This is a genomic window from Vibrio nereis NBRC 15637 (assembly GCF_001591105.1).
GTDB lineage: Bacteria > Pseudomonadota > Gammaproteobacteria > Enterobacterales > Vibrionaceae > Vibrio > Vibrio nereis.
This window is the reverse complement of the sequence record NZ_BCUD01000004.1, coordinates 138996-151129: the sequence shown is the minus strand read 5'-3', so window position 1 is coordinate 151129 and position 12134 is coordinate 138996. Positions and strand designations below refer to the sequence as shown.

The window sequence follows — 12134 nt, the reverse complement described above, 5'->3', positions numbered from 1 at the left end:
TTACTGACGCTTTTTGTTAACGAGTTAACCCGATATCTTTCTGCAAATGGCCTGATAAATCATTCGCGTAGTAAGCGCGAGGAGTGTTATCAGTAAAAAGAATATCCAGTAAATGTGTAATCAGTCCTTTGAAAGAAACCGCGTAGGTTTTTTTGTCCATAGAGATAGGAGCGTTAATCGTTCCAAATTGCATTGTCTGTGCCATGATTGCCTCTCTATAAATCATCTGATTCGTTTCGGTGAGGCAATATTATTCAATAATTTACTGTTTAAAAAATGACAAAATTTGGTTTTTTGGATTAGTTTTTCTAATAAAACAAACCATTAACAAGTCAAATTTACATTATTCATTAAAACCTCAACTTTTTCGATTGTTTATCCGTTCTTAGTGATATTTAAACCAACCTAGAAACCTCACCTCAAACAGTGTTCACAGTTCTATTACAAATGTAATGGACAACAATCGGGCAGTCTGTCGCAGTTTTAATTAGTTTTACTATCAGTACTTAGTACGTTATTCATTGAATTTTTACGCTGTTTTATGGCAGAGGCCAACACCGCTATTCCCATAGTAACAACTAAGACCAGTAACGACACATATGTGGGAATCTCCCATTCAGAGTTTACCAACAACATTTTGATGCCAATAAATATCATAATGAAAGCGAGCGCTGGTTTGAGGTAAAAAAACTTATCCAACATACCTTGCAGCACAAAATACAGCGACCGAAGCCCAAGCAACGCAAATACGTTCGCAGCAAGTACTAAAAAAGGCTCTCTCGTTACGGCGAATATTGCAGGAATAGAGTCCAGTGCAAACATAACATCCATAAAGGCGATCACGCCGATTACTATTGCCATTGGCGTCAATATACGTTTACCGCTCTCAACAACGGTCAGTGCGTTGCCGTGAAAACCTTCCGTTACCCTCGCCCACTTTCTGATCAGCTTTTCTGGCAATGGGCTTATACCATCGTCTCCTTTATCCAACCCTAGGTGCACGCCAGTCCAGATCAAAAATACCGCGAACACATATAGTAACCAGTGATATTGAACGAGAAGTTTCGCTCCTGCTGCTATTAATACAGCACGTAAGATTAACGCACCAATGACCCCTAGTAGCAATGCTCTTGGACGAAGGTTGTTCGGCACCGCGTACTGGCCAAAAATGATCGCAAAAACAAATAAGTTGTCTACACTGAGCGATTTTTCCAGTAAGTACCCGGTTAAAAATGATAGGGTTGCCTTTTCCGCTGTATAATCACTTTGCGGTGCATAAAAGTCCCAAAATAGATAGATACTTGCCGCAAACAGAAATGCGAGCAAGAACCATATTATGCTCCAGAGTGCAGCTTTTTTAAGGCTAATGTTACCTCCACGAGTTTGCCAAATATCCAGCAAAACCATAGAGATAGTCATAACCGTAAAACCAATGTATGTAGATAAAGTCATATTTCCTCCAAAATCGGAGGGATCGACAAGATAGTGTGACGATAATCCCTCCGCAAACTCACTACCCGCTAAACATAAGCGAACGAATTGGTTGCATTGGTCTCGTCGAAGTACTGATACTGCTAAAAGCAGGTTCGGACTCTTACTTACCGGATAGATGAATATCTAACGAGATGACGATAAGTAAACCAGAGGCGACTACTCCCCAAACGGATGGAATCGTATTACGCTCTAAAGGCTACGTCTATAATTTAAATCAGAAAAGGAGCAAATATTTGCTCCTTTTCTACATGCTATTGGCTAACCATCGGTATTAGATATACCAATGCTGACCAAACTCCTACCCAACTCACCACAACCGCAACATCTAACCAGTCTTTCCACATAATTTCCTCCATAGAAAAGGAATTCACTATTTGGAATAAGAACTAGCAAACATTATACCGTGTTGATGATTCGACTCATGTTTATAGCGATTAAGTATATTGGTATCGTCTTTTAATAACTCAATAAAACAGTCTGCCATGGAAATGGCTGTAACCACACCTTCTCCTTTCATGTTCAGCATTGCTTCATAGCCTTCTTTACCTTTCATGGTATAGGCTGACGAAGTGCCAAGGTAAAAGCGCTCTTGCTCGACTGGTTGCCAACTCGATTCCTTACCTAATATCTGTAAGTTGACGATACGCTGCCCCAAAGGTGCATCATGCTCGTACTCAAACCTAAGGTTATAAGTGTATGGGTAAGAGCCATCTCCGGTGCCTTCAACACCATTATTCAACGCATTGTTAATTGCTCCTTCAATTGAGGCTGCAATGTCTTTGCCTTGAATTTCATATACACCAATTGGCACTGCAAATGGCAGCAACTTGCCGGCAATATCAGCTACAGATACATCTCCAGCATGGAGTGAGTTTCTTACTCCACCGGCATTGTGAATAGCAAATTCTACAGGGTGCCCTTCTTTTCTCATTTTGTGGGCAAAAGAGGCAGCAACCAGAGGTGCCAGTTCACTCGGGCCTTGTTCATCAGGAATTCTGATATGGCGCAGGAAGTCGCTCGCTTTAGCAACTATGTCACGTTGTAACTTTCTAACTTGCGATGTGTATTTATCCATAAGTAGTTGGTGTAGCTCTGGATTTTTCTTACACACAACAACGTTGGGGTGCTGATCCACAAATTTTCGTGCGGCATCGTAAGGGTTCTCATCGCAGGATTCACTCATACTAGCATCAAGGAAAATTCGTCTACCTAGGAGCAATTCGTTTTTTCCATTAAATGACGCTATACCTCCATCAGATGAAAACTCAATATCACAATGTCCCATGCTCAGCGAGTGGTATCCAGCTTGCACGACATAGGTATTATTAACTTCAACACCATAAGGATCGTCCTTTTTCAGCCCCAAATCGCTAAAGTCACCTTGTAATCTATGGCTATGGCCTCCGACAATCACACCGATGCCGTCCACCTTGGCGGCTAGCTCTAAATCTGCTTCATAGCCCATGTGGCTTAACAAAATAATTTTATTAATACCTTCACGACGAATTGCATCAACGGTTGCCTTCGCAGTTTCTAACGTATTAATAAATGGCGTATCTGGATCAGGATTGGAAATGTCTTCCATTTTTTCTAACGCTAACGAGAATATCGCGATTGACTCGCCCTGCACTTGTTTAACTATCCAAGATGCACGCTTTTGTTGATCGTTATACGGGTAAACAGCCGGGTTATCACGCAAAGTCGCTGGTTTCGCCTGATCCTCATTGCTGAGATCCCAGTTACCCGCGAGTAACGGAAAACGAATCTGCTTTGCAAAACGAGCAACGGGTAAGTTCCCCATATCAAGCTCATGGTTGCCTAACGCCATTGCATCTATACCTAGCGTATTAAGCATTTCGGCGTTCGCCTCTCCTCTAAATAAAGAGAAATAAAGCGTTCCTTGGAAACAGTCCCCAGCATGCAGGAACATAAATTCTCGACCTTCATCAGAAGCTATCTGCTGAAGCTGAGCCTTACGCGTTGCTATGCGAGCAAAGCCTCCTGCACTTACGTATGGGGTCAATGTTTGACCATGAATATTCAGTTTTAGCTGTAAAGACGTAGGTTCAAAATAAGAATGGGTATCATTGATATGTGCCAGCCTAATCTTAACTGACTTGTTCTTTTTATCTTTCATATGTTTTTCTCTTTTCATCCCTACATCCTATCGCAGCATCTATGACAAATTCATTAACTTTCACAATTTTATTGTAAACACGTACGTTCATACATTTGTCATTATGACTTGAATCAGAAATTCTGAATGCGCGTAATTTATGCCATCTGTGACTTTGTGACGTAACCTTCTGCTTATACGAGGTTTTTCTATTATGCTTAAAACAAAGTAGCTCATTAGAGGTTTTTTATGCTGCTAGAGAGAATCGAAATATCTGGTTTTCGTGGAATTAAGCGATTATCAATTGCGTTTGACGAACTCACCACACTGATTGGTGAGAATACTTGGGGTAAATCTTCCCTATTGGACGCATTGTGTGTCGCATTGCCAGCAGACGGAAACCCATACCAATTCGAACTATCCGATTTTCATGTCGACTATTCGATATCCCACCCGCAAACACAGCATTTACAAATAATATTAAGTTTTATCTCGACAGATAAACACGAGCTACGTTCAGGTCGATACCGTAAAATAAGACCAGCATGGATCCAAGACGCGGAAGGCACAAATAAGATTATTTACCGAGTCAGCGCAAGCAGAGACGAATATGATATAGACACTCGTTACTCGTTTCTTGATAAAGACGGAAACACGCTTAAGCTGCATCATTCCGAGAAGCTTGCAAAGGAACTGATGACATTGCATCCAGTCATCAGGCTGAAAGACGCTCGCCGATTCGAGCGCCCCGTTGTCAGTGATATAAGTACTAATGCACGTATTGAAAAACGCATTAATAATACCTGCCGCCGCTTAATGGCTGTGCCAGGCCACGTTAATAAAGGTGAGATGCGAAGTGGACTGAACTCTATGGAGACTTTGGTTAACCACTACTTCTCTTATAAGCCGAGTTCGCGGAAAAATTTAAGAAAGCCACGAGATGGTATTTTTTACAACTCATCCCCCACAGGGAAAAACCTTTCTCAATTTGTTGCCGAAACCAAAGATAAGCAAACTCGTTTGCTGTTTATGGGGCTTCTCAATGCTTACTTACAAGCAAAAGGCCCGACAGAACTTAGACGTTGCGCAAGACCTATCCTTATCCTTGAAGACCCTGAGGGTCGCCTACATCCAACGCACTTAGCTAGGGCCTGGAGTCTATTGCAGCTTCTCCCTATGCAGAAAATCCTAACAACAAATAGTGGACACTTATTAGGGCAAGTTCCTCTCCATTCAATTCGACGTTTAGTGCGCCATTCAGACCGGACAATCACTACCGCCTTACCTCCGCAAAGATTCGGGCGCGACGAGCTAAGACGAATTGGCTTCCATATTCGCTTTCATCGCCCTGGAGCACTGTTTGCGCGATGCTGGTTGCTGGTTGAAGGAGAAACTGAAGTTTGGTTATTCAATGAGCTTGCCAATCAGTGCGGTTATAATCTCGCAGCTGAAGGGGTTCAAATTATAGAATTCGCACAATCAGGCCTAAAATCACTTATTAAAGTAGCCAAAGCGTTTGATATAGACTGGCATGTTGTCACCGACGGCGACCCGGCAGGCAAAAAATACGCGACAGCCGTTCGAGGCCAGCTAGAGCACGATAAAGAAAGGCACAGGCTAACAGAACTTCCCGATCGAGATATAGAGCACTTTCTGTATAACAACGGCTTTGAATCGTTCTTCAAAGATATGGTGAAGATCCCTCTAGATCACCCTATTCCGGCAAAGAAAGTGGTCGCAAGAGTCCTGAAAAAGTTTGCCAAGCCGGATCTAGCACTTGCTATTGTTTCGCACTGCGAGGCAAAAGGAACGGACTGCATCCCTATTCTTTTACGCTGGACACTCAAGCGCGTAGTCACGATGGCAAACGGAAACACATAGAAAAACGGCATTAACAGTAATACGTTAATGCCGTTATACATGACACGTTATATAATTTACTAAGAGCGGGTCGACAGCTGCGCGGCAGAGTCAGGTTGATTGGACTTATTGTGTAGCCATACACCACTCGCCTTCATCAAATAACCGAATACGCCACCCAAAATCAGCGAAGGGACAACCAGTTTCCAGTTACCATCAGCAGCGAACGTGGCGCAAGATCCAATAAAGGTTCCTGGTATATAGCCAAGCCATGACTGTTTAGCTTGTATACACATCATAAATGCTACGATAGCGGTGATGACGTAGCCAAGAATCTCTAGTGATACCAATTGAGATGCATGGATAATCACCATAGCCCAAAACACACCTGTCAAGTTGGTAAGCAAACTTTCGGCTAACCCTTTTACGCCACTATTTGGGGTCGCAAAGTAGCTAGTACACCCTAAGAATCCCGCCCAGGATAGTAAGCCAAGAGAGATGGCGACCCATCCCCATAGACCAGACAAAAGCCCCGTTGTTAAAGAAATTGCGACCAATGTGCTCATACTGCCTCGCTTTATGGGCCTGACCCATACCAAATACTCAAGGAGACATAGTAAGAATTAATGGCAAAAATACATACACCACAGATCACAAAAACAAAGTAACAAAATCAAAGATATTCATATTGGTGTGATCTATGTCTTATTAATATGCAGATGTGATGTTTATATAGACAGACATTGAATCATAACACCGATGGCTTTCCTTTCATCATTCTCAAGCCTTCCCGCTTAATACACTCAATTAACGGGTTCTCAACCATGTCCGATCTCCAGATGAACGAGAGCGTACGCTCCATGCTTAACTCCGGAACATTCAAGGCAACCAGTTGTCCATTATCAATGTAACGTTCAACGTCGAGGTACGGCAAACAAGACAAATACTGGCCATTTTCTACCATAGTACGGATGACTGGAACGTGCTCATACTCTCGCCATACATCGAGATCTTCTATCAGGTGATGAATGGAGCTATCAAATGTCTTTCTGGTACCGCTACCGTGCTCTCTTAAAACCCACCGCGCTTGTTCCAGCTGTGCAAGACTGACCGTTGACTGTTTAGCAAATGGGTGGTGTGACGCAGCAACAACCGTTAAATGATCTCGACACCAAAGCTCATGGTGAATTCGATTGTCATCACATCGCCCTTCAATAATCCCTAGATCGTATTTATAGTCGAGAACGCCTTGTATAACGCTGTCTGTACTTTTTACTTTGAGTGAAATTCGAAGCTCAGGAAATGAGTTATCAATAATACTGATAAGGTCTGGGATTAAGTGTTCAGCGGGTGTTTGACTCGCACCAAGCTTGATATGACCGCTAAGTAAGTGTTGCTCATGGAAGCCCATTTCAATCTGTTGCGCATCTTGTAACAAACGCTTTGCCCGAGGCCTTAACCACATTCCCCAATGGGTTAGTGCCATTTGTTTTCCCTGACGCTCAAATAAAGGATGGCCGAGCATTTTTTCTAGCTGCGACAGAGACATACTTGTGGCTGATTGTGTTAAAGCTAGCTTTTCTGCCGCTAAACTCACACTGCCTAAATCTGCCACTGCATCAAATACAGCCAGTTGTTTTAACGAGTAACGCATTCCGCTCTAATCCTTGTTTTTGTGGGCTTTATTCTTATTCGCTTCGCATTGCCGCTGGTGTGACTTACACGACAAATACGCAAACCGTTTCATTTTATCCTTTATGTTTTTCATATCAATATTTTTGATGTGGTTTTTAAAAATTATCAATTTTACCTGTGCATCCAGCCTCTCTAATCTGGGTATGCAACCAGGGATTCAGTGTTGCATAAATTTGGAGGTAAAAACTATGTACTATCAGATTCGGGAGCAACTATGACTCAGGTTCAAACGAATATTCAATATTTCTCACCTACAGAAATGATGGCCGAAGCAGAAAAGTTTGCGCTCAGTAAGGCCAAAAAAAGCAGTGGGATGACACTAAGCTTAGCCGCCATGGCTGGCGCTTTTATAGGGCTCGCTTTTGTATTTTATATCACGGTGACAACTGGCAGTTCAGAGGCCGGTTGGGGGCTTAGTCGTCTAGCTGGTGGTCTTGCCTTCAGTATGGGACTAATTTTGATTGTGATATGTGGTGGTGAGCTATTTACAAGCTCAGTACTTTCGAGCATTTCATGGGCAAACAAACAGCTAAGTTTCGCCAAGATGCTGTCTATTTGGGGCAAAGTTTATGTCGGTAACTTTTTGGGTGCCATGTTACTCCTTGCCATCGTCTCTGCTGCTGGTCTTTATCAAATGGATCATGGGCAATGGGGGCTAAATGCTCTAAATATCGCCCAGCACAAATTGCACCACACAACTTTACAAGCATTCTCACTAGGCATTCTTTGTAACCTACTAGTTTGTTTAGCTATTTGGCTAACGTTTAGTAGTGCTAATGCGATGACAAAAGCCGCAATGACGATTATGCCAGTCGCCATGTTTGTCTCTAGTGGTTTTGAGCACTGTGTGGCAAACATGTTCATGGTGCCGCTTGGTATTGTCATTCAGAGCTTTGCACCAGAAAGCTTTTGGCTTCAGGTTGGCGTATCTCAAGCGCAGTATGCTGACCTCAATATTATGCAATTTGTTACTGCAAATTTGATCCCCGTGACTTTCGGTAACATTGTCGGTGGAGCTGTCTTGGTTGGCCTTGCCAACTGGAGTATCTATCGTAAACCACAACTCGCAGCTACACCTATTTCTTCTATTACTACAACAACTAACATCGCGTCAGTTAAGGAAACCGCCATGAGTAACACTATCCTTGTCAAAGACATTATGAATACTAACCCAATCACTTTAACTGCTGACATGGTGACGCCAAAGGCTATCGACGTATTGCTGGACAACAACCTTGTCAGCGCCCCTGTCATCGACAGTCAAGATCGTTTGATTGGTTTTTTCTCGGCTCATGATGTCATGGTTGATCTATGGTGTCAGGACTACCTGCCATGCGAAGGCCAGAAAGTGGTGGATTTAATGTCTCGTGACGTAGTCGCTATTGATGTATCGGACAAACTGGTCGATGTTGCAGAGTTCCTATGCATCGACAAAGAACAGCTTTATCCAACAACGAGCATGGGTATTGCGACACGCTTTAGTACTCTGTCATTAGAAGAGCGTGCAAAATCAATGCGAGTCAGTAAGCCTCACGTACTTCCAGTCTTGGACAATGGCAAGTTTGTTGGTGTGGTAATGCGTACAGACGTACTTAGTGCTCTGAGAAATGTGTATGGTGAGCGTATGTCTCTTGTTCAGGAGCAAAACGCGTTAGAAACCGCTTAACTTCATAGACAGAAGATAAACAGCCCAATAAGAAAAAGCCCTTGATATCATATCAAGGGCTTTGTGTTTGGTAAGAAACGTGATTACTGTTTCACGCCTTCAACATGCAGTTCCATATCAACGTAGCTTGAATCGCCCATCACTTGAATGTCAAAATCAGCCAGTTCTAGACGAGTTGTGCCGTAAAAGCCTGCACGTTCGCCACCCCAAGGGTCTTTACCTGCACCGATAAACTCTGCATCGATAGTAATTGGCTTAGTCACACCGTGTAAGTTTAAGTCACCGTTTACAGCAAGTTTACCGTCGCCTTTGTCAACAACGCTTGTACTGGTAAAAGTCGCAGTTGAGAATTTTGAGGCATCGATAAAATCTGAACTACGGATATGCTTGTCACGCTCAGCATGGTTTGAATCTAAGCTTGTAGTGTCTACGTTAACAGTTACTTTTGAAGCAGCAACGTTCGCTGGGTCGAATGAGAACTGACCGTCAAACTGGTTAAATCGACCTTTGATAAAGCTATAACCTAAGTGACTTACTTTGAAGTTAACAGATGCATGAGCACCTTTTGTATCAATCACATAGTCCGCCGCGCTTGCACCAAATGGCAATGCCATTGCCATAGCTAGTCCAATTAACGTTTTTTTCATTTTGAAGCTCCTATCATTTTGCGTAGCGTATTGTCTTTATTAATAAAGTGGTGTTTAAGTGCAGCAATAGCGTGTACTGCTGCCATCAAAATCAATGCCCAAGCGGTATAAAAGTGAATTAGCCCAGACGTGTCAGCTTGATTTTCAAATAGAGCGCCCGCCCCTGGAACTGTGAACAAGTTGAACACATCAATTCCTCGACCGTCTTCTGTAGAGATCAAGTAGCCCGAAGCAAACAACGCGAAAAGAAGCACATACATGACAAGGTGAACAGCTCTTGCAGCCATTACCTCAAATGCTTTCCCTTCCATCTTTGGTGACGCCGTAACATGCTTCCAGATAAATCTAAATACAGTTAAACACGCCAGTAAAATCCCTACAGATTTGTGCCAGTGTGGCGCTGTACGATACCACTCACTGTAATAGGACAAATCCACCATCCACAGTCCCACTGCAAACATGCCGATAACAACAATCGCAGATATCCAGTGAACAGCGCGAGTAATAGGGTTATAGTTTTTTACTTCAGACTTCATCGTAAGCATTCCATCATTAAATGAATCTCTTTATCAACAAAGAGTACCTTATACCTCATTGGGTTAACAGATTATTTACCATTCTTTACAAGGTAAGAACCGCGCCTCTCCGATTAAGTCGTTCAAAATTTTCGAAGGAACTTATAAACGATTTAAATATCGCTAATTTGTTCTATTTCATACAGTTCGTCAGCAATATCCATCATTTTCCTCTCCATAACGAGCTGCGCGTCTTTTAGACCTTTGTTATAAAAGGCTGGACCGAATTTCTCTACGATAAAATCCACAAGAAAATCGGCATCAAATTGACCGATTTCGAATTCAAGTTCATTTTCAAGGTACGTTTGCACGGCGCTTGCCATGGCTTGTTTTTGTTGTGATGTAAATTCAATCTTAGACATAAACCATTAACTCTATGTAACTTTTAAGAAATTAAGTGTAACTGAACTTTACTGACACATGTTAATCTAGCCATGCCGTAATGCGCGATATGGAGAGATAGAGCTTGCTATTGGATGTGCTAATTCAGAGTGTTAACGAGTTTCAGGCAGACTGCATGAAATTATGTGAGAAGCACTACCCGACTATTCACAATCAGGGGATGAGTGAACACCATTTAGGGTTGGCTTTTGCAAGGCGTCTCGCTAGAACGCTGAATGAGTTCGGGCATGCTTTCGAATACAAACCACTAGACAGCTATGTGCAGACTGAACACCCGCACCACTACCGTGTGAGTTCTGAAATTGGAACGGTTTGGATTCTCACGTCTCATCTCGTGAGTGCTGGTAACTCTTGCCGGAAAAAACAGTTAAATACTATCGCGCAATGGCAAGAAGAGTACGGTTATTCAATCCAGCCGAACGATCTGATGCTACTTGTGACCGATCACTGGATTACAAGAAGCAAACAAAGCCGAGAGCTTCTGCATTGGTGGACTGGTCAGCTCCCTGACGAGATAGATGAGTACAAATTACAAGGTATCAGCTTGTATGAAAGTGAGTCTCAGCTCTCTCAATCGTTGGAGCAACATTTCGGCTTAAGCCCTTACTACGTAAAGTTTACCCACCCACTAAAACGAGCGACTGATCAGCGATTGGTCAGGAAATACATACAGCTCTACTCGGTAGTCCAGCTTAGTTAACTTTCTTATTGTATCCTCCGTTCATGACGTGAACGCTCAAAATTGTGTCTAATGTTGCCTCCATGAAATTTAGTTATAGTGCATTAGGTGTACAAATAAGGTGGTAACTCAATCTGTCATAATGCGTTCATGTTTTACGGTCATACTTCATCGATTATAAGGTAGCGGTAATGGATATGTGAAAAAACTCAAACGTTATCAATATGAACGCTACGCGGTACTGTGCAACTTAGCCTACTCACGCGTTTTGAAGCAAACTCGATATGGCTTTGCTCCCAATGGTCAAAGAATCGTTAATAACCGCTTCGGGAAACCGATGATGCGTGTCCTTTGGAGTCATGACAACGACGAAGTAATTGTCGTAATCAAAGGCTCACACAACCCTTCAGATTGGATATTAAACCTTGCACTTTGGCAAAAGCGATGCGATGCCTTAGGTCTAAAGTACTCGATACATGCGGGCTTTTATTTCCTTCTTACTCAGGAAAGCATGCCTAGCCATAAAGACGACAAACTCGGTTTATCTGTTTATGAAAGGTTAATGGCGATATTAGAGCCGCTCCTGCTTCAAGGAAAAAGAATTACCTTTACTGGCCATTCATCCGGTGGAGCTGTGGGCTGTGTGCTGGCCGATACGCTAGAAAACAAAAGCCCAAAATCAGTAAAGCGCGTTGTAACCTTTGGTCAGCCTGCATTTGGCGGCTACTCTGTTCGTAAACATTACCGCTTATCACACAAAACCTATCGCGTATGTTGTGATCTAGATGTTGTTACCTTCTTACCACCACTGCCAGGACTCTATCTACACATGGGCAAAATGCTGTGGCTTTACAACGGTCGTATTTACGAGAACACTCCCACGTTGATCCGATTAGGCCGCTCTCTCGCGTCTTGGATAATGCGGCCTTTCTCTTATCACTTAATGGCAAAGTACATCAGAAATAAAGATTTTTTTGATGAACGATGAACCTTTGTCACC

12 protein-coding genes are annotated in these 12134 nt (G+C 42.7%); 4 read left to right on the top strand and 8 right to left on the bottom strand.

Features of this window, described 5'->3' with window-relative positions:
• Positions 1-16: 16 nt before the first annotated feature.
• The 3 genes from VNE01S_RS06240 to VNE01S_RS06230 all read right to left on the bottom strand — a co-directional run bounded on the left by VNE01S_RS06240 (position 17) and on the right by VNE01S_RS06230 (position 3631).
• Complete coding sequence (locus tag VNE01S_RS06240; protein ID WP_053394783.1) at positions 17-205, bottom strand: hypothetical protein; 189 nt, start codon at positions 203-205, stop codon at positions 17-19.
• 278 nt (positions 206-483) lie between these two features.
• On the bottom strand, positions 484-1452 hold the full coding sequence (locus tag VNE01S_RS06235; protein WP_053394784.1) for a TerC/Alx family metal homeostasis membrane protein: 969 nt from the start codon (positions 1450-1452) through the stop codon (positions 484-486).
• A gap of 412 nt (positions 1453-1864) precedes the next feature.
• On the bottom strand, positions 1865-3631 hold the full coding sequence (locus VNE01S_RS06230; protein ID WP_053395110.1) for a bifunctional metallophosphatase/5'-nucleotidase: 1767 nt from the start codon (positions 3629-3631) through the stop codon (positions 1865-1867).
• A gap of 228 nt (positions 3632-3859) precedes the next feature.
• Between VNE01S_RS06230 and VNE01S_RS06225 the strand changes: the two genes are divergently transcribed.
• On the top strand, positions 3860-5491 hold the full coding sequence (locus VNE01S_RS06225) for an ATP-dependent endonuclease (RefSeq protein ID WP_053394785.1): 1632 nt from the start codon (positions 3860-3862) through the stop codon (positions 5489-5491).
• 59 nt (positions 5492-5550) lie between these two features.
• Here the strand turns inward: VNE01S_RS06225 and VNE01S_RS06220 are convergent, their stop codons facing one another.
• Together VNE01S_RS06220 and VNE01S_RS06215 are read right to left on the bottom strand one after the other, a co-directional pair.
• Complete coding sequence (locus tag VNE01S_RS06220) at positions 5551-6036, bottom strand: DUF1097 domain-containing protein (RefSeq protein WP_053394786.1); 486 nt, start codon at positions 6034-6036, stop codon at positions 5551-5553.
• Between the two features lie 182 nt (positions 6037-6218).
• Complete coding sequence (locus VNE01S_RS06215) at positions 6219-7124, bottom strand: LysR substrate-binding domain-containing protein (RefSeq protein ID WP_053394787.1); 906 nt, start codon at positions 7122-7124, stop codon at positions 6219-6221.
• A gap of 255 nt (positions 7125-7379) precedes the next feature.
• On the opposite strand from VNE01S_RS06215, the gene focA reads away from it, so the two are divergent.
• Positions 7380-8831: a formate transporter FocA gene (gene focA / locus VNE01S_RS06210; RefSeq protein ID WP_053394788.1), complete on the top strand. Its 1452-nt coding sequence runs from the start codon at positions 7380-7382 to the stop codon at positions 8829-8831.
• Positions 8832-8914: 83 nt separating this feature from the next.
• On the opposite strand, the gene VNE01S_RS06205 is transcribed toward focA, so the two are convergent.
• The 3 genes from VNE01S_RS06205 to VNE01S_RS06195 form a co-directional block, all read right to left on the bottom strand.
• A complete protein-coding gene (locus tag VNE01S_RS06205) occupies positions 8915-9478 on the bottom strand; it encodes a YceI family protein (protein WP_053394789.1) in 564 nt (187 codons plus the stop codon).
• Complete coding sequence (locus tag VNE01S_RS06200) at positions 9475-10014, bottom strand: cytochrome b (protein WP_053394790.1); 540 nt, start codon at positions 10012-10014, stop codon at positions 9475-9477. Before VNE01S_RS06200 ends, VNE01S_RS06205 begins: the two co-directional genes overlap by 4 nt.
• A 152-nt stretch (positions 10015-10166) precedes the next feature.
• Positions 10167-10415 (bottom strand): DUF2164 domain-containing protein, encoded by a 249-nt coding sequence (locus VNE01S_RS06195; protein WP_053394791.1) that lies wholly within the window; start codon positions 10413-10415, stop codon positions 10167-10169.
• 104 nt (positions 10416-10519) lie between these two features.
• Here VNE01S_RS06195 and VNE01S_RS06190 point away from each other — a divergent pair, with 104 nt between their 5' ends.
• Together VNE01S_RS06190 and VNE01S_RS06185 are read left to right on the top strand one after the other, a co-directional pair.
• Positions 10520-11155 (top strand): hypothetical protein, encoded by a 636-nt coding sequence (locus VNE01S_RS06190; protein ID WP_053394792.1) that lies wholly within the window; start codon positions 10520-10522, stop codon positions 11153-11155.
• 178 nt (positions 11156-11333) lie between these two features.
• Positions 11334-12122, top strand: coding sequence for a lipase family protein (locus VNE01S_RS06185; protein ID WP_053394793.1), 789 nt, complete (start codon positions 11334-11336; stop codon positions 12120-12122).
• The last annotated feature ends 12 nt before the right edge of the window (positions 12123-12134 follow it).